Source organism: Streptomyces sp. NPDC042364, from assembly GCF_056437585.1.
On sequence record NZ_JBWKAJ010000007.1, the window covers coordinates 204,130 to 222,665 of the forward strand.

Here is an 18,536-nt window from a genome sequence, read left to right on the forward strand (position 1 = left end):
GCGGCGATGACCGACAACGACCGCCACGCGTTACTCGTCGGTGTCTCCACGTACGACAGCGAGGCGTACCAGAACCTCTCGGCCGTGCGGGCGGACCTGCACTACATGCGGGCCGTGCTGGAGAACACCGAGATCGGCATGTACAACGAGTGCGCGGTGGCCGCCGAGCCGACGCGCGCGGAGATGCTGCACGCCGTCGAGACGTTCCTGGAGGCCCGGCTGCCCAGTGAGACCGCGCTGCTCTACTTCAGCGGGCACGGCGAGTACTGCGAGCAGGACGGCCAGCTGTACTTCCTGACCCGCGACACCGATCCCGCCGACCTGCCGGGTACGGCGGTGCCGGCGGAGTTCCTGGAGCGGATGCTCCAGTCCTGCCGGGCCGCCTCCAAACTGGTGCTGCTGGACTGCTGCTCCAGCGGTTCCGTCGTCCAGGGCTGGACCGCCAAGGGCCCGGCGGGGCGACCCGACCGGCCCGCGCCGAGCACCCTGCTGAAACCGACCGGCGTGTACTTCATCACCGCGTCCGACGCCCTCCAGGCGGCCTCCGCGATGGCGCCGCCCGGGTCGGGCCTCGGCACCTCCCGGTTCACGGGGGAGATCGTCGAAGGGCTGCGAAACGGCCGGATCAAGGACGGCGGCTGGATCACCCCCGACGACCTCTTCGACTACCTGACCGCCCAGATGACCCGCGACGGCGTCCCGGAGGAGCAGCGGCCCACCAAGTCCACGATCAGGGCCACCCGGAGCCTCCCCTTCGCCCGGTCGGTGGCCCGGCCCGTACGCCTGCCCGCGCTCCCCCACGACGCCACCGACGCCGCCCGGCGCTCCCCCGCGCTGCTGAAGGCCCGGGAACTGGCCGAGGCGGACGAACGGGACGGCGTCGACCCGCAGCGGCTGCTGCGGTACTACGCGGACTGCCTCACCGCGCAGGCGGCGGCCGGAATGCGGCCCGACCGGGACGCCGGCCGCGACGAGAAGTACTTCCTGCTGGCCCAGGGCGAGGAGACCATCCAGTCGGGCCGCGGACCGCACATCGTCGCGCCCGGATCCCTGCCCCGGCCCCAGGACGGGCGGGCCGGGTCGGACGGCGGGGCGGGGACGCGGCAGGAGTACTGGTACGGGTATCCGGCGATCACGCTCCCCTCGCGTGACGGCGGCCGGGGGCGGCGCGCGACGGTCGAGCTGGCGCCGCTGCTGATTCAGCAGATGGAGCTGGCGCCGGACGAGGACGGCCGGGACGTGCTGCGGCCCAGCGGCGTACCGTCCCTGCACAGCGGCGTCGTCTCGGAACTCCTCGACGCGGGCGACGCCGCCGACCTGGTCGCCCGCTGGCAGCCGGCCTGGCAGGAGGGCAACGACGCCCAGATGCTCCGCGCCGTCCGGGAGTTGCTGGACGAGCTGGGGCTGCCGGAACTCGAACCGCTGGACCCGTCCGCGCTCAGCGACCGCACGGTCATGCAGGCACTGCGGCCCGGCGCGCACAACGCGGCCGTGCTGCTGGTGCCGTCCGGTGCGGAGGCCATGGCCACCCAGGCGCTCGTGGACAACCTGCTGGAGATCTCCACGCGGACCGCGCAGATCACGGGCACCGCCCTGGACGCGCTGCTGGACGGCGGGGCCCGGCAGGCACCGGCCACGACGGCTGCCTCGGCGAACCCGGTGACACCCGTCGCTCCCGGACCGTGCAACGAGAGCCAGGAACAGGTGATCGCCTCGGCGATGACCCGGCCGCTGACGGTGGCGACGGGGCCGCCCGGCACCGGCAAGAGCGAGGTCGTCACGGCGGTCGTCACCACCTGCGTCGCCGCGGGACAGTCGGTGCTGGTCGCCTCCACCAACAACGAGGCCGTGAACGTCGTCGCCCAGCGCTGCGACGACATCGCGCCCGGCCTGCTGATGCGGACGGGAAACGCGGAGGCGCTGGAGCGGGAGGCCGCCAAACTGGAACGGCTGCTCGCCGAACCGGTTCCGGCGCCGCGCCGCGGATCGGCCACCGTCGGCGGCGAACTGCGCAACACCCGGGACACGGCCGACCGGCTGCGGGCGGAAGCGGCACACCGCGTCGGTGCGGAGACGCGGCTGCTGGAACTGCTCGGTGACCGGGAGGAGCGGGCGGCCGGACTGGAGCTGCCCCTGCCCCTCCTCGAAGGGGCCTGGGCGGCGGACGCGGACGCCCCGGCAGCGTTGGGCCGGTGGGCGGACCGGGCCCGGAAGACGGCCGGGGCCCGCTGGTGGCAGCTGGGGACATGGCGGCGTGGCCGTGCGCTCGCCGCACTGGTCTCGGCGGGCGCGGAGCAGCCCGAGGGGGCCGGACCCGCGTGGCCGCAGTGGGCGGCGGCACGACCGGTGCCGCCCGGGTTGCTGGAGTCCCTGGCCGACATCGTGACCGTGGAGCGGGAGGTGCGCGAACTCGTCCGCGGGCAGAGGGACTGGGACGAGGACGGACTCAAGGCGTCCCGGTCGGCGACGGCGGAGGCGCTGTCCGGCCTGGCGGCGGAACTGTCCCGCGCGCTGTCCGCCGAGACCCTCGACCGGGCCGCCGGGCTCATGAACCAGCGGCTCCAGGCGCTCCGTCGCCGCTCCGGCTACCAGCGCAGCCAGAAGAACCTGATGACCCTCATCAAGGGATGGGCCGTCAGCACCCACTCGGTGCGGCAACTGGAACTCACCCCGAAGCTGTTCGATCTCGTCGTCATCGACGAGGCCAGCCAGTGCTCCATCCCCTCGGTGCTGCCGCTGTTGTTCCGGGCCCGGCGGGCACTGATCATCGGTGACCCCATGCAGCTCGGGCACATCCCCGGAGTGTCACCGCAGCAGGAGCGGCAGGCACGGACGCGGGCCGGGCTGAGCGCCGCGCAACTGGAACACCACCGCCTCACCTACCACGTGTACTCCTCGTACCACGCGGCCGAACAGCACGGCGAGGGCGCGCTGCTCCTCGACGAGCACTACCGCTGCCACCCGCGGATCGCGGACATCGTCAACAGCCACTGCTACGGCGGCCGGTTGCGGGTGCTGACCGACGTGCGGCGGCAGGTACCGGGGCACGACCCGGTGGGAGCGGCCGACCCGGCACCGGTGCTCGGCTGGGTCGACGTACCGTCCGGGGCGTCGGCGCGCGGCGGCGACGGGCGGTCCTGGCGGAACGCGGCGGAGGCGGAGGCCGTGCGGCGCGTGGTCGACGGACTGCTGGCGGGACTTCCGGCGGACGCGACGGTGGGGGTGGTCACGCCGTTCCGGGCGCAGAAGGAGACACTGGCCCGGATCTGGCGGGACGACGACCGGGTCCGGGTCGGCACCGTCCACACCTTCCAGGGCGGACAGCGTGACGTGATGGTGCTCAGCCCGGTGGCCGCGCACAACACACCGCCCCGGACCACACACTGGGTCGCGAGCCAGGTCAACCTGTGGAACGTGGCGGTCACCCGGGCCAAGTCGCAACTGGTCACCGTGGGCTGCCACGCCTTCTGGCAGGAGCAGAGCGGGCTGCCGGCCCTCCTCGCCGCGCGCTCGGCACCGCTGGGAGCGGGCGACGGCGGCACCGCGGCCGAGGCCGGCCGGCCCGGCCCGGTGAGCGAGGCGCGCGAGGACCTCGCCGACCGCCTGCAGCGGTACCTGACCGGACGGGGCGTCACCGATCTGGAGCGGGCCGTGCCGGTGGGCGGACACCCGGTGGACCTGCTGTTCACCGACGCCGGCCAGAACACTGCGGTGCTGATCGACCCCGGCCCGAGGCCCGGCGAAGATCCCGCACGGCACCTCCGGCTCACCCACGCGCGAGGCGACCTGCTCACCGGACTGCCCTCCGGGGGCCACGGCGCCAAGCCCGGCCCGGTGACCCGGACGGTGCGGGTGCCCGCCTGGCGGATCATGGCGGGCGAGACCGCGCTGGCACCGCTGTTCGACTGAAACCCCGGGCAGCGCGGCCGGGTTCGGGCACCCGGACCCGGCGGCCACTCAGCCGCCGGGCAGGCTCCGCACGACATGGGTCATGTGCCGGAGGTGCCCGCCCGCAGCCACTCCGCGGGCCCGCCCACCCCCTCGCCGGCCGAGAGCGGGCCGTTCGCGCAGTCGCCGAGCCATTCGGTCATCCGGCCCGAAGGGGAGAACCGGTCGTACGAGGACTTCGTCGCCGAGCCGGCCGCCTGGTGGCCGGCCCGGCCGGTGCGGCTCCGGTCTGCGCCAGGCCGTCGGAAGCGCCCGCACCGCGGATATACGGTGGTACCGATCACCAGGGCACCGGCATCGCAGGGGCTCCCGTCGTGAAGCCCACCATGGCCGCCGCGCAGCTCCGCGGCAGTCTGACGCAGTACCTCACGACGACGTACGCCCTTGCCGGCGAGACCACCCGCGCCGCCCTCGAACGCTTCCTCGGGCACCCCGAGACCGGCATCTGCCCGCAGCGCGTTGCCGTGGTGGGACAAGGCGACCGCACGGCGCGGGTCTTCGGCGGCGAAGGCCGCGATCGTCGCTCGCCCCCATCATGGTCGCCTCGTCCGCCAGGTCGTCGTCGGTTCGTGTGAGCGGGGACACCCTCACACCGGGGGCCCGCCCTCGATGTCGACCGGCTGCTGTACGACTTCCGCACCTCCGCCCAAGGGCACTTCCTCATACCGTGGGGCCGCTCTCGACTGTCTGGCCGGCCTGAGCGGCGATGCGGCGCAGCCATATGTGGGCCGGTTCCCGCTCATGGAGGGGATGCCACCACAGGGACTCCACCAAGTGGCCGATCTCGAAGGCGGGTTGGACGACGGTGATCGGTTGTCCGGAGAGGGTGGGGGTCGCGACCCGTTCGGGCATCAGGCCGATCCGGTCGGTCCCCGCGACCAGGTGGGGGATGGCCAGGAAGTTCTCCGTGACGATCTCCGCGTGCGGTTCGATGCCCTCGGCGTGCAGGCGGTTCAGGGGGGAGAAGACCGGCGACGGGTGACGGTAGGGCAACACCCAAGGGCGTGCCGCCATTTCCTCCCGTCCGAGGACGGCCGGGGCGCGGTCGGCGGACACCACGCACACCCAACGGTCTTTGTACAGGTCGAAGGTGGGGATGTTCGACAGGATGCCCTGGGGCAGGACGAGGGCGTCCACCGTGCGCAGGTTGTCCAGCGCCTGCTGCACGACCCGTTCGGTGCTGTGCTGGAACCGCAGCCGCACGTTCGGCGCGGCGGTTCGGACCAGGTCGGCCAAGGCCCGCCCGAACGTGGGCAGTTGGCAGTCGGCCATGATCACGGTGAACTCGCGCCGGGTCTGCGTGGGATCGAAGTCGGGGCGCGTCTGGAGGACCCGGTCCGCCCAGCTCAGCGCCTGCTCGGTGTGTTCCACCAGTCGTTCCGCCAGAGGGGTCAGCTCGTAGCTGTTGCCCACCCTGACGAGGAGTTCGTCGCCGTAGTGCCGGCGCAGCCGGGCCAGGGCCGCGCTGAGCGAGGGCTGGCTCAGACCGAGCCGTTGTGCGGCCCGCGTCACACTGCGCTCCTGGAGGAGCGCGTCCAGCGGCGGAAGCAGGTTGAGGTCCAGAGTCACGGTGCCCACCTCGAATGATCATCAGCTCCGTCTATGCCGAGCATAGGAGATTTCGGCTTCCCTGATCCAAGGGCGGACGCAAGAGTGGTGACACGGCTCGGCGGGACCTCGTGTCAGACCAACCGCCACCACCCCAGACGTTCGCGATCTCGGGCCTGCACCGATCGATGCAGGTGTTCCGAGCCCATCAAGGAGGCGACAATGCCGTCGTTCCATGTCCTGATCGCCGGCGGAGGCATCGGAGGGCTCTGTCTCGCGCAGGGTCTTCGCCGCGCGGGCATCAGCTGCACCGTTCACGAGAGCGCGCCGGGCATCGGGCGGGCCGGCTACCGCCTGCACATGAACGGCGCGGGTGGCCGCGCTCTCCGGCACTGCCTGCCGGACAACCTCTTCGAGCTGTACATGCAGACCTCACGTGAGACGCCACGCCGTGAGGTCATGGTCATGCTCGACCACCAGGCCCGCGAACTCGGCGCCCGCCCCCACATCGGCCCGCCCAACGACCCACGGCGGCCCCACACAGCGGTCAACAGGCGCACGCTTCGCCAGATCATGGGCCTGGGCCTGGAGGACATCGTCCGCTACGACAGCACCGTCACCGGCTTCGAGACGGACGGCGAGAAGGTCCGCGTGCTTCTCGACGACGGCACGAGCGAGACCGGGGACGTACTGGTGGGCGCCGACGGCATCAACTCCGTCGTGCGCAGGCAGTTGCTGCCCGATGTTCCGATCGTGGACACCGGAATGCGCGGCCTGTACTCCATCGCACCGCTGACCGACGATCTGGCGGCGAGCCTGCCCGAGGCACTGTTCGACGGTTTCGCCGTCGCCGCGGGGCCGAACGGCGCGATGTTCGCGTACGGCGTGTACCGGCCGCGCAGGCCGGTCGCCGAGGTGGTGGCCGAACTGGCCCCCGGCGCCCCCGTCGATCCCGTCGATCCCTACATCATGGTCAACCTCGGCCTTCCGCCCGGCAGCCCTGTCGCCGCCGGAGCTCCCGACCTGTGGGACAGCTCCGCCGAAACCCTGCACGCGCTGATGCGCACCGCGGTACGGGGCTGGGACCCCGCCCTGGCCGATCTCGTCGAGCACGTCGACGCATCGACGATCTTCCCGGTGTCCACGCGTCACCTGCAGCCGGCAGACCCCTGGCCGGCCGGCCGTGTCACCCTGCTCGGTGACGCGATCCACGCCATGCCGCCCTCCTTCGGCTCCGGCGCCAACACCGCACTGCGCGACGCCGCGGCCCTCGCCCGGGCCCTGGAGCGCGCCGCCCACGGCGACACACCCGTGGCGGCGGCCGTGGCCGAGTACGAGACCGAGATGCGCGCCGAGGTCTTCCCCATCCTGCGCGCCTCGGCCGACCCGCGGGCCGCCGACATCGACTTCCTGCCCGACGACCTCCCCGTCAACCGCACCTGATCGCCGACTCCCGACACGAGCCGCACCACGAGGAGAACCATGCCCGTCACCGAAGACATCGAGTTCCGGGTGTCGGAACTGACCCTGCGGGGCAAACTGTTCCGCCCGACCGACGGCCCCGAGCGCCCGCCCGTCGCCATCCTCCAGGGCGGCCTGGGCGGTCCCGCGGAATCCATGTTCGCCATGGCCCGGGACTTCACCGACGCCGGTCTGGCCTGCCTGATCTACGACCACCGCAACACCGGCTACAGCGACGGCGAACCCCGTCAGCAGTTCGATCCCTGGCAGCAGTGCCGGGACCTGCGCGACGTCATCACCCATCTGACCCTGCGCGAGGACGTCGACCCCGACCGCATCGCCCTGTGGGGCATCAGCATCGGTGGCGCCAACTCCCTCTTCACGGCCGCCACCGACCGCCGGGTCAAAGCGGTCGTCAGCATCATCCCCCCGGTCAGCGGCTGGAGCGCGCGCACCCTCCAACCGGCCGACACGCTCGCGGAGCTGGAAGCTCTCATCCCCGCCGACCGTCAGGCCCAACTGCGCGGCGAGCCGGCCGCGAGTATCCGCCTGCACGGTGTCCCGGAACCCGGGGACCCGGTCATGTTCAGCGACCAGGAGGGTCTGGAATTCGTCGAGAACATGATCCACCACCTGCCCAGCTTCCGGAACCAGATCACCATCTCGACCCTCGACCGCATCTTCGAGATGGAGGTGCGCGCCTACGCCGAACGCATCACCGCCCCGGTCCTGATGATCCTCGCCTCCAAGGACACCGTCGCCCCCGTCGAGGAGGCCCGCGAGATGTACGAGCGGATCCCCGACCCGAAGGAGGTCATCGAGTACCCGGGCCAGCACTACGAGATCCTCTCGAACCACTTCCCCGAGATCATCAGCCGCAGCGCCGACTGGCTGGCCGCCACCCTGCGCGGCTGACCGCCCCGCCATCCGCTCCCGTCCGGTCCGCCGGAGCCCGCGTGGCCCGGCGGACCGCCCCCATCCCCCGACCACACAGAGAGGTGTCGTCGATGCGTCTGCTCGGACTTGCCTGCGGGCAGGAGGACGGCAGTGCCGAGGTATTGCTGAAGGCCGCGCTCACCGCGGCCGCGCGCGAGGGGACAGCCGTCGAGATGGTACGGCTGACCGACCTGTCCCTGGTGACCGCCGCCACCGCGCACGCCGGGGACGACGCCGTCTGGTTCTGCGACCGGCTGCTCGACGCGGACGGCGTGATCGTCAGCTCCCCCACCTACACCCGCAGCGCACCGGGCGCGTTGAAGCTCCTCATCGACCGCGCCTTCGGTCCGCGCACGGACGTCGTCTTCGTCCGTGAAGCCCTCGCCCCCCGCGAACACGGCCCGGCCGAGCAGGAGGAGACCCGCGGTCTTCTGGGCCTCGACACGGCCCCCGATCCGCGGGTCCTCAAGCCGCGCGTGGCCGGCTTCATCGCCGTGGGCGGCTGCCCGTCACCCCACTGGCGCACGCTGACGCTGCCCACTCTGCACGCCCTGGCCTTCCCCCTGCACATGGCCGTCGCCGACCAGATGGAAGTCCCCACCCCCGGCGGCCTGGGCGGCATAGCCACCGACCCGGCGGCCGTGCTGCGCGCCGAGCGGCTGGGCGGCGCCGTTGCCCGGCAGCTGGGACTGCCCCACGACGAGGTCCGGTTCCTGGGAGAGCCCGGCACCTGCCCGATGTGCCACCTCGACCTGATCGTGCTGCGCGACGGCCGCGCCGAATGCGGCACCTGCGGGGCCGCGGGCCGTTTCGTCGTCGAGGACGGCGACGTCCGGGTCGACTTCTCCCCCGCCGGCACCGCTTCCTCCGTCCACACCCTCACGGAACTGGAGGAGCACTACCGGGAACTGCTGAGCGCCGCCTCACTGGAGCCGGACCCCCAGGAGATCGACAAGCACACCGCCGCGTTCCGCGACAGCGTCCCAGTCCTGCGCCCACCGCGGCCGTAGACGGCCGTCAGCGGGCTCTCCACTGACGCCGGAGCGCCCCCGCAGCAGTGGGCCACACCCGCCTCGACTGCGGCGCCGAACGCGGCGGCCAGTCGCAAGACACCGGTGGCCAGCAGGTGCACGCCGCGAAGGACCCCGACGACGCGGAGCATCTCCCCCGGCGGGACCAGGGCGATGGTGGCGAGGCCCAAGGTCGGCAGGCGGCCCTGCCGGCCCATGCGCGGCGACCACCGTCGTCGCCGTGGACCCCGATGCCGGCGGAGTGAAACAGCCCCTGCACGGCGCGCGCATCCGCAGCGTCCTCTACGCCGGCCTCCCGCATGCCGCAGCCTGGGGTCGCCCGACTGCGGGCGCGACCCTGGCCGCCGCCCGGGACGCAGCGCCTCAGCAGTGGTGGCTCAAAGGCCGGCGTCCCGGCCGTCACGATCGCCGGTGAGCCGGCTTTCCAGACCCGCGATCAGTGTGTCCATCACGAGGCGGAACATGTGGTCCTCGTCAGGGCCTTCAGGGGCTACGTCCGCGGAGTCAGGGTCTGCACCACCACCGTTTCCACCATCGGCAAAGCCGGGGGGCTGGAGGGTCGACCACTTGTGGAGCGAGCCGTTGAGTTCGGCGGCGAGGACACCGATGACGACGGCGACCATCAGCGCCGCGGTCTCCGAGACCTCTGACCGCGGAACCCCGGCAGCCTCCACGATCGCGGTGAGCGCGGTCCAGAACGGGTCGTCGGAGTGGATGAAGTCGGACTGGTGGCTGAACGAGTAGGCCATCAGTTCGGGGTGACGCTGCGCCAGGGTTCGGAAGTCCATGGCGAGCAGGCGGATGCGCTCCTGCCAAGGAGCGTCCTCCAGCGTCACCGTACGGAACTGGGCGCCGACCATTCTTGTCACGCCCCGCAGCACCGCTTCCTTGTTCGGCACGTGGTGGTACAGCGACATCGGGTTCGCGTCGAGGACGGTCGCGAGCTTGCGCATGGTGAGCGCCTCGACCCCGTCCTCGTCGATGAGCCGCAGGGCGGCGGCGTAGATCCCGGCCTCGGTCAGAGGCACGTCCCTCTTCCTCGTTCCCCGCGGGGGACGCCTCACCTGTTTTTCCATACCTCGTACGGTATCAGTTTCGTACACCGTATGGAAATGACCTTAATCACAGCGCTCACCAGGGCGGTCAGGCTTGCCTCACGTTTCCATACGCCGTACGGTACTAATTCCATACGGCGTATGTTTCCGTACGGCGCCACGGCACCACCCTGAGCAGCGCGCCCTTGCCCATCCCCTCCACGCAGAGGAGCAAGCCATGACCACGCACTCCGCGAACGGCCTTCGTCCCATCCGGTCCCCGCGCGGGGTCCCCCTGCTCGGCAACACGCCGCAGATCCCCGGCACCAACCCGGTCGAGTACTTCGCCGAGCTGTCCAAGCAGTTCCCCGAGGGCATCTACGGCCTGGACATCGCCGGTATCGAGCAGATCTTCGTCTACGACCCGGACCTGGTGGCCGAGGTCTCCGACGAGACGCGGTTCTTCAAGCAGATCGAGAAGACACCGCTGCAGCATGTCCGGGACTTCGCGGGCGCGGGTCTGTTCACGGCCCACCAGGACGAGGAGGAATGGGGCATGGCGCACCGGATCCTCCTGCCGGCGTTCAGCCAGCGGGCCATGAGGAGCTACTTCGGGCAGATGCTGGAGATCGCCCAGAACCTGGCGGGCAAGTGGGAGCGCAAGGAGGGTCAGCCGGTCAACATCACCGACGACTACACCCGGCTGACGCTGGACACCATCGCGGTGTCGGGGTTCGGCCACCGGTTCGACTCCTTCGACAAGGAGGAGCTGCACCCCTTCCTCAACGCGCTGCTGGGCGCGCTGACCGAGTCGCTGCGGCGCTCGCAGGAGCTGCCTGTGATGACCAAGCTCCGCAAGGCCGATGCCAAGAAGTACGGCGAGAACGTCCGGCTGATGCAGGAGCTGGTCGAGAGCGTGATCAAGGAGCGCCGCGAGGGGAAGGGCGGCGGTGAGGAGGACCTACTGGGCCTGATGCTGGAGGCCACCGACCCGGAGACCGGCAAGCGACTGTACGACGACAACGTCCGCGACCAGGTGCTGACGTTCCTGATCGCCGGCCACGAGACCACCAGTGGCCTGCTGTCCTTCGCCACGTACTCGCTGATGCGCAACCCGCACGTGCTGGCCCAGGCATACGCCGAGGTGGACCGGCTGATGCCCGGCGACACCGTCCCGGACTACGACACGATCATGCAGCTGGACGTCATCCCGCGGATCCTGGACGAGACCCTGCGCCTGTGGGCTCCCATCCCGTCGTTCGGCAAGACGGCGCGGGAGGACACCGTCATCGGCGGCCGCTACGAGCTGAAGAAGGGCGCGAAGGTCCTCATCCTCGAGGGCCCGCTGCACACCCACCCCAAGGCGTGGGAGCGGCCGGACGAGTTCGACATCGACCGCTGGCTGCCGGAGAACCGCGTCCAGCACCACCCGCACGCCTACAAGCCGTTCGGCAACGGCGTACGTGCCTGCATCGGCCGCCAGTTCGCGCTCACCGAGGCCCGCCTGGCCCTCGCGCTGGTGCTGCAGAAGTTCAAGTTCTCCGACACCAATGACTACAAGATGGACCCCCGGGAGGCGCTGACGCGCAAGCCCGGCAACTTCGAACTGGTCGTCCGCCGTCGTCAGGAGCACGAGCGGACCGTCTTCGGCGCCGCGGAGGTGCAGACCGGGGAGACGCAGGCGCCGGCAGCGGTCAGCGGTGTCGGGGTGAACCTGACCGTCGCCTACGGCTCCAGCCTCGGCTCGTGCGAGGACCTGGCGCGCACGATCGCCGACCGCGGCGAGCGCTCAGGGTTCGGCACCACACTGACGAGCCTGGACGAGCTGGGCGACAACCTGCCCACCGAGGGGCTGCTGGTCGTCGTCGCCGCCAGCTACAACGGCAAGGCGCCCGACAACGCCCAGCGCTTCGACGACCTGATCGCCGCCGGGCTGCCCGAAGGCTCGCTGGCGAACGTGCGGTTCGCGCTGTTGGGCGCCGGCAACACCCAGTGGGTGGCCACCTACCAGGCATTCCCCAAGCGGATCGAGGAAGGTCTGCTGGCGGCCGGCGCCACCCCGGTCGTCGAGCGCGGCATCGCGGACGCCGCCGGTGACTTCGACGGCACGGCCACTCGGTGGATGGACAACCTGTGGGCCACTCTGGCCGAGGAGTACGCCGCCGACACCTCCCAGGCGAGCGGCCCCCGCTACCGGGTCCAGCTGCTCACCGAGTCCGACGTGCGCCCCGCCATCGTCTCCGAACAGGCGTACCCGCTCACCGTGGTGGCCAAGGACGAACTCGTGGCCGACGCGACCGGCCTGTGGGACTTCGGTATCGAGCCGCCGCGCCCGTCCGCGAAGTCCATCACCTTCGAGCTGCCCGAGGGCGTCACCTACGACACCGGCAACCACCTGGCCGTCTTCGCCAAGAACGAACTCGCCCTGGTGGAGCGCGCACTGAGGCGGCTCGGCGTCGAGTACGACCAGGTGCTCCGGCTCGACCAGCCGGCCGGTGGCCGCACCCACCTGCCGGTCGGCACCCCGGTCACCGCCGGCATCCTGCTCACCGAGTTCCTGGAGCTGCAGGACGTGGCCACCCGGTCCCAGATCCAGACGCTGGCCGAGCACACCGAGTGCCCGTGGACCCGGCCGCAGCTCCAGGCGTACACCGCCGACACGCAGGAGGCCGAGGAGCGCTACCAGCAAGAGATCCTCGGCAAGCGCATCTCGGTGCTGGGCCTGTTGGAGCGCTTCGAGGCGGTCGAGCTGCCGCTGGCGGTCTTCCTGGAGATGATGGGCCCGATCCGCCCGCGCTTCTACTCCATCTCCTCCGCCCCGTCGGCCAACCCGCGCCATGTGCGCCTGACCGTCGGCCTGCTGGAGGGCCCGGCCCTGTCCGGCGACGGCCAGTACCGCGGCACCTGCTCCTCCTACATCGCGGGCCTGGAGCCCGGTGACGTCGTGTACGGCTACGTCCGCGTCCCCTCCCCGACGTTCGCCCCGCCCGCCGACCCCGCCACGCCCCTGATCCTCGTCGGGCCCGGCACCGGCATCGCGCCGCTGCGCGGCTTCCTGGAGGAGCGGGCGACACAGCACGCGAACGGCACCCAGGTGGGCGTGTCGCAGGTCTTCGTCGGCTGCCGCCACCCGGAGCACGACTACTTCTACCGCCAGGAGATGCAGCACTGGGAGCAGGCCGGCATCGCCCAGGTGCACACCGCATACTCCGCGGTGCCCGGTCACCCGGCCCGGTTCGTGCAGAACGCCATCGCCAATGCCGCCGACACGGTGTGGCAGGCCATCGAGGAGGGCGCGTACATCTACGTCTGCGGTGACGGCCGCCGCATGGCCCCCGCCGTCCGCGAGGCACTCGCCGCCGTCCACCGCCAGAAGACCGGCAGCGACGACGAGAGGGCCCAGCAGTGGCTCGCCCAGCTCGAAGCGGACGAGCGCTACCAGCAGGACGTCTTCGCCTGACCGCCGCACGCCGTCGAGGCGCGCCGACCCCCAGCCGTCCGGGAGGCGTGCGGACGTCCTGCCTCCCCCGCACACCTCCCGGCCCCACCGGCCATTCAGCACACCCCATGGCACCCAGGGCCCCAACCATCGGGCCGTGCCGCCCACAGAAAGCAGATCACCATGGACACCATGCTCGCCGGACGCTTCCACCTGGACAGCAGGAAGTTCGCCGTGGAAGAGGTTCCGATCCCCGTGCCCGGCCCGGGCGAGGTCCTCATCGAGGTCAAGGCCGCCGGCGTCTGCCTCTCCGACGTCCACCTCATCGACGGCTCCCTCGTGCCGATGTTCGCCACCTCCGACACCGTCACCGTCGGCCACGAGGTCTCCGGCGTCATCCACACCCTCGGCCCCGACGTCAAGCGCGGCCTGACCGTCGGCACCCGCGTCACCCTGGAAGCCGGCAAGACCTGCGGCCGGTGCGCTGGATGCGTACGCCACCGCCCCTGCACCCAGATGCTCACCGCCGGCATCGACTACGACGGCGGCTGGGCGCAGTACACCGTCGCCCGCGAGGACACCCTCATCCCCATCCCCGACAGCCTTCCCTTCGACCAGGCCGCGATCATCCCCGACGCGGTCTCCACCCCCTACGCCGCCGTCGTCGCCACCGCCGGCGTCCGACCCGCCCAGTCCGTCGGCGTCTGGGGGGTGGGCGGAGTCGGCGCCCACAACGTACGCCTCGCCCGCCTGGTCGGCGCCGCCCCGATCATCGCCGTCGACCCGCTGCCCGGCGCCCGCGACCGCGCCCTGGCCTTCGGCGCCGACATCGCGCTCGACCCGGCCGCCCCCGACTTCGCCGACCAGGTCCGCGCGGCCACCGGTGGACGGGGCCTGGACTTCGCCTTCGACTGCGCCGGCGTCCCCGCCGTCCGCGAACAGGCCGCCTCCGTGCTCGGCCTGGGCGGCTCCCTGATCCTGGTCGGCATCACAGCGCACCCGCTCACCATCAGCGAGGGCCTGACCTTCAACTACCTGTCCAAGCAGGTACGCGGCCACTACGGCGGCTTTCCCGAGTCCGTCAGCGAACTCGTCCGGCTGACCGCGGCCGGCCGCCTCGACCTGGCCCCCTCCATCACCGACCACATCCCGCTCGCCGACGCCGCCGAGGCGGTACACCGCCTGGAGACCAAGACCGGCGACCCGATCCGCCTCATCCTCGTCCCCTGACGCCGTCAGCAGGACGACAAGCCACCCTGGGCAGGGGTGAGTGGGCGCCGGTGCGTGAGGGAGCACCGGCGCCCATGGCTTTCCGGCAAACGTGGAGAGAAACAACCCTGCAGACGGGCGACATCCCGGGCCGTACTTCGCGGCGCAGGGATGCTCAGTTGAACCGCCGGCGCACCCTCTGGGCCGCCGCACAGCGGTACGACCAAGCCGAGATGAAGCCGTGGTGTCCGTGCGGGGACCACGGGAACTCGGCGATTCTCCCGAAGTGCGTGAAGCGCGTCGTATGCCTCACGAACGACGCTGACCTGGCGTTTCATGACGTCGTGCCGGGACGATGTGTGAACGTCAGCCGTTTCGGCGCCTCGTGATCCTCTCCGCCTCGCTGACCTGTCTCATCGCGTTGGTCTCCGCCCTGCTGGGCGCGGCCAAGCGGCGCGGACGGCGGCAGGCCGTCTCGACGCTGAGCTGACGCCTGATTCTGGCCCTGGGCCCGATGCCCGGCCTGGCCGCCCACGCCGGCTTCACCACCGCGGCCTACTGGGTCGGCCGGCGAAGAAGGCGATCAGGCCGTGGGTCGATGACCCGCCGGCTCTCCTCGAAGCGCAACAGGTCGAGCACATCCGGCCACGCCTGAGAGATCCGAGAAAACTGCAGGTCAGATGCTCTTCGCAGCGGGCTCAAGAATCGCCACGCACTCCACATGATGCGTCATCGGGAAGATGTCGGTCTGAGCGAGTCACGGGAAAGACCAGGTCAGAGCAGCTTTCTCGGCTCGCCGCGCAGCGTGAGTGCGCCCAGAGCGTCAAACGAGCGTCACGGTCGGCAGCCCGTCCCGCGCCCACTCGGGCCAGACCGAGCTGCCACGACCAGTTGCCTTGGCAGGCTCCGTGATGCTTGGGGGCGATGTCATCGGTGCCGAGCACGCGCGGGACGCGCAGCGGCGGTGCCGCCCTTCGCATGAGCATGCGCAGTCCGGTCGAGCGGGAGATCGCGCGGGGCGCCCGCCCGGCCCTCTAACTCCTCGACTGCGGAGCCGAGTTGGTCTGCCAGGCAGTCGGTGCGACGCTGGTAGCACTTCACGACGCCGGGAACCTGATCACGGAACGCGCGGCGCCCTTCGCCACCGGCCGTGGCGAAGGGCACCATGGTTCACCCGGGCTCCCGGGCCGCCGCGATCATGCGGCAGCCGTACGGTCTCCCTTCGGGGTGTTCATGAGCCAGAAACCGCCCCCGGCCGGTGCCCAGTGGACACCGTCCAGCGCGGCCACGGCTCTTTCCAGGACCTCGTCGGCGCTTCCGGGCCACGCGTCGAAGCCGCCACCGCCGAGCTCTCCGATGATCATGAAGCCGTCCCGCACCAGATGGGTGAGGATCTCGATCGCGACGGCCCTGAAGTCGCTCCGCGACCGCTCGGCCGCTTCGCGTGCGAGCCCGATCAGCCTGTCCACGGGTACCCAGTCGCCGAGCCCCTCCACGAGGAGCTCACACACGATGACGTCCCTATTCATCCGGATTCCTATTCATCGGGAAGGTGTACCTTCATGCCCTTCCCCCCGACGGGGAAGATGTCGATCGTCTCCCCGCCGGACCTCGACGAGGTACGCCACTGGATGACCGTGCCGTCCGCCAGCTTGTACACCTCGGGGATCTTGGGCCCGCGTGCGGGCAGGCGCTCCGCGCCGGCGGTCCACTTCTCGAACGCCTTGCGCATGTCGGAGACGCTGGACATCTCACGGACGTGTGACTGCTTGCCCTTCGGGAGGGCGTCGAACTCTGACTTCCACACGCCGCACCCGTTGGCGTTGTGGACGAGCAGCGGGGTGGTGCCCGCCACCACGTAGTACGTGTGCAGGTCCGCGACGGTGAGGTTGTGGACCGTCCGGTCCTGCGCCGTCCACGCGGACACCGCGCTGACCGGTACGTGCGTCCCCGCGCTCGTGCGCAGCCACATGCCCGGCCGCAGGTCGCCCGCGGTGCCCCACACCCCGAGGTCCTCGATCCAGAAGGGGTGCCCCTCGGTCGCGGTGACCGAGGAAGTACCGTCGTCCGTGCGCACCTCGGCCGTGACGAGTTCCTTGTCGCCGTGACCGGTGATGAGGGCCGTGACGGGCTCGGACTGTGTGCGCCCGCTCTCCGGGTCGGTGGCGAGCACCTCATCGCCCACGCGCACCCGCTCGATGGGCAGGTGCGTGCCGTCCGCCATCAGTACGGGAGTGCCGGCCGGGAAGCTGTTGCAGGGGACGGCTCCCTCGCCCTTGCGGGCCTTCTTGACGTCCTCCGCCGTCAGGAGCTTGCCGCCGGCCCTGAGCCAGTGCAGTACGGAGAGGCCGCCCAGCGCCCGCTCCTTGGCGCTGAGCTTGTCACTGGTGACCAGGTCCTTGCCGACGACGGCCTCGACGACGCCCTTGCCGTCGCCGATGCCCGGCAAGAGGTCCAGCAGGAGGGACATCCGGCGCTGCTGCTCGGCGTCGTCCAGGCCCGAGGATCCGGAGCCCCAGGTGTCACCGATGTGGGAGAAGTCGAAGTCTATGTCCGGTATCTCGCGCAGCTTCTGCGCGCCCTTCTTGATCCCGGGTACGTGCTTGTTCGCCTCCTTGACGCCCTGGTTCGCCTGTGCGATGCCCGCGTTCATCTCCTTCATGCCCTTGTTGGCCTTGGAGATGCCCTTGTTCGCCGGTGTCAGGCCCTTGTTGACCTCCGCGGCGCCCTCGTTCATGGTCCGCAGTCCGCGGTCCATCCGGGCGAAGCCTTCGTTCATCTGGTCGAAGGCCGCGTTGAGCTCGGCGAGGTCCTTCTCGAAGTCGAAGATGGGCTTGGCCGCGGGGTACTTGGGTGGTGTGTAATCCGGGTAGTAGTCGCCCAGCGCGATGGTGAGGATGGTGACGGCGAGGAGCGAGTCGCTCTGCGTCCCCAGCAGGTCGGTCGCCCTGCCGAGGTTCTTGCCGACCTTGTCCAGGTGCGGTTTGGCGCTCTGGAGGGTCTTGACCGCCTGTTCCAGCAGCTTCAACTGTTTCTGCGGGTCGGATTCCTTGGCCGGGTCCAGCAGGTCCTGCGGCTTGAGTGCGTGCAGCGCCTTCAGGTCCTTGTCCAGCGCGGCGAAGCCGGCACCGTGGTCCTTCATGGCGTCCTGTGTGATGAACAGGAACAGACCCACTCCGATGCCCAGTTTCACGGCTTTGCCCGCGAACTCCTTGTAGCAGCGGGGCCGTTCCAGCAGTGGCAGGCCGTCGCAGTTCGCGTACTGACGCACCTTGGCGACGATGGTCGCCAGCCGTTCCACGCGGTTGTCGCCGGCGGACGTGGCCGCTGCGGCACTGCCCATGGATCCTGCGAAGAGGACGGACAACGCGACGATGAACGTCGCGAGCCTCGATCTGAGATTGTTGTACATGAATTCCTTGGTCAGAGCCCGGCGGGTCCCCCGGCCAGGCCCTGCTCCCCGTGACGCTCTCGGTAGGGAGAGCCTTGTTACTGGCGCGTAGCCATATGGTCCGGAGCACCTTAACGCACCCCCTCAAACGGCTTGCGGCCCGGCCCTCGCCACCGGCGGCGACGGGGCGCCGAGCCAGGGGTCCGCCCGGTCCGATGCCGTTGCGGGCCGCCGTGCGGCTACCGGCGGGAAATGCCCGACGGGGCCTACCGGTTGAGCGCGGCAACGTCGTCGACCCTGCCCGTCGCCGCCCCCGATCACCGGGACGACGGCTGTCCGTCGCCACCCCCCAACGGCGGGACTCCAGGGCCGTGGCGCGCTCACGGTGCCGGCCGCCGCCCCCTCCCATAGCTGGTGGTCGTGGTCCGCGTGACGCCGCCTGCGGTGTCGGTGCCGACCGCGGCGTTGCCCCACCAGTCGTACTGGGTGCTCGTCGTGGGGAGTTGCCCCGGCCGACCAATGGCGATCCCGCGAGCGGA

Annotated in this window: 11 protein-coding genes; 7 read left to right on the forward strand and 4 right to left on the reverse strand. The window is 70.9% G+C overall.

The annotated features are described in order from the left end of the window. The first annotated feature begins 6 nt into the window (after positions 1-6). Entirely contained in the window at positions 7-3,909 is a 3,903-nt protein-coding gene (locus AC067N_RS16960; protein WP_478679665.1) for a caspase, EACC1-associated type, read from the forward strand. Positions 3,910-4,262: 353 nt separating this feature from the next. Continuing rightward, positions 4,263-4,523 (forward strand): hypothetical protein, encoded by a 261-nt coding sequence (locus AC067N_RS16965; RefSeq protein WP_478679666.1) that lies wholly within the window; start codon positions 4,263-4,265, stop codon positions 4,521-4,523. An 85-nt stretch (positions 4,524-4,608) separates the two neighbouring features. Here AC067N_RS16965 and AC067N_RS16970 read toward each other — a convergent pair whose 3' ends face one another. Continuing rightward, on the reverse strand, positions 4,609-5,517 hold the full coding sequence (locus AC067N_RS16970) for a LysR family transcriptional regulator (protein ID WP_478679667.1): 909 nt from the start codon (positions 5,515-5,517) through the stop codon (positions 4,609-4,611). Positions 5,518-5,718: 201 nt separating this feature from the next. Between AC067N_RS16970 and AC067N_RS16975 the strand changes: the two genes are divergently transcribed. The 3 genes from AC067N_RS16975 (at position 5,719) to AC067N_RS16985 (ending at position 8,903) form a co-directional block, all read left to right on the forward strand. Further along, positions 5,719-6,939 (forward strand): FAD-dependent oxidoreductase, encoded by a 1,221-nt coding sequence (locus tag AC067N_RS16975; protein ID WP_478679668.1) that lies wholly within the window; start codon positions 5,719-5,721, stop codon positions 6,937-6,939. A 39-nt stretch (positions 6,940-6,978) separates the two neighbouring features. Further along, positions 6,979-7,872: an alpha/beta hydrolase gene (locus tag AC067N_RS16980; RefSeq protein WP_478679669.1), complete on the forward strand. Its 894-nt coding sequence runs from the start codon at positions 6,979-6,981 to the stop codon at positions 7,870-7,872. A 92-nt stretch (positions 7,873-7,964) separates the two neighbouring features. Continuing rightward, positions 7,965-8,903, forward strand: a complete 939-nt coding sequence (locus AC067N_RS16985; protein ID WP_478679670.1) for a flavodoxin family protein — start codon at positions 7,965-7,967, stop codon at positions 8,901-8,903. Between the two features lie 398 nt (positions 8,904-9,301). Here the strand turns inward: AC067N_RS16985 and AC067N_RS16990 are convergent, their stop codons facing one another. Then, positions 9,302-9,952 carry a TetR/AcrR family transcriptional regulator gene (locus tag AC067N_RS16990; protein WP_478679671.1) on the reverse strand — a complete coding sequence of 217 codons (651 nt, stop codon included), beginning with the start codon at positions 9,950-9,952 and terminating at the stop codon, positions 9,302-9,304. A gap of 244 nt (positions 9,953-10,196) precedes the next feature. Between AC067N_RS16990 and AC067N_RS16995 the strand changes: the two genes are divergently transcribed. Both AC067N_RS16995 and AC067N_RS17000 read left to right on the forward strand, forming a co-directional pair. Continuing rightward, positions 10,197-13,418, forward strand: a complete 3,222-nt coding sequence (locus AC067N_RS16995) for a bifunctional cytochrome P450/NADPH--P450 reductase (RefSeq protein ID WP_478679672.1) — start codon at positions 10,197-10,199, stop codon at positions 13,416-13,418. Positions 13,419-13,580: 162 nt separating this feature from the next. Continuing rightward, complete coding sequence (locus AC067N_RS17000; RefSeq protein ID WP_478679673.1) at positions 13,581-14,627, forward strand: zinc-binding dehydrogenase; 1,047 nt, start codon at positions 13,581-13,583, stop codon at positions 14,625-14,627. 1,175 nt (positions 14,628-15,802) lie between these two features. Here AC067N_RS17000 and AC067N_RS17005 read toward each other — a convergent pair. Both AC067N_RS17005 and AC067N_RS17010 read right to left on the reverse strand, forming a co-directional pair. Next, a complete protein-coding gene (locus tag AC067N_RS17005; protein ID WP_478679674.1) occupies positions 15,803-16,135 on the reverse strand; it encodes a hypothetical protein in 333 nt (110 codons plus the stop codon). An 8-nt stretch (positions 16,136-16,143) separates the two neighbouring features. Beyond that, positions 16,144-18,018, reverse strand: coding sequence for a polymorphic toxin-type HINT domain-containing protein (locus AC067N_RS17010; RefSeq protein WP_478679675.1), 1,875 nt, complete (start codon positions 18,016-18,018; stop codon positions 16,144-16,146). Positions 18,019-18,536 lie beyond the last annotated feature (518 nt).

Bases quoted from the DNA above. Each gene is read 5' to 3' on its own strand.
- AC067N_RS16960 (WP_478679665.1), top strand. From the start codon at position 7: ATGACCGACAACGACCGCCACGCGTTACTCGTCGGTGTCTCCACGTAC.
- AC067N_RS16975 (WP_478679668.1), top strand. From the start codon at position 5,719: ATGCCGTCGTTCCATGTCCTGATCGCCGGCGGAGGCATCGGAGGGCTC.
- AC067N_RS16980 (WP_478679669.1), top strand. From the start codon at position 6,979: ATGCCCGTCACCGAAGACATCGAGTTCCGGGTGTCGGAACTGACCCTG.
- AC067N_RS16985 (WP_478679670.1), top strand. From the start codon at position 7,965: ATGCGTCTGCTCGGACTTGCCTGCGGGCAGGAGGACGGCAGTGCCGAG.
- AC067N_RS16995 (WP_478679672.1), top strand. From the start codon at position 10,197: ATGACCACGCACTCCGCGAACGGCCTTCGTCCCATCCGGTCCCCGCGC.
- AC067N_RS17000 (WP_478679673.1), top strand. From the start codon at position 13,581: ATGGACACCATGCTCGCCGGACGCTTCCACCTGGACAGCAGGAAGTTC.
- AC067N_RS17005 (WP_478679674.1), bottom strand. From the start codon at position 16,135: ATGAATAGGGACGTCATCGTGTGTGAGCTCCTCGTGGAGGGGCTCGGC.
- AC067N_RS17010 (WP_478679675.1), bottom strand. From the start codon at position 18,018: ATGTACAACAATCTCAGATCGAGGCTCGCGACGTTCATCGTCGCGTTG.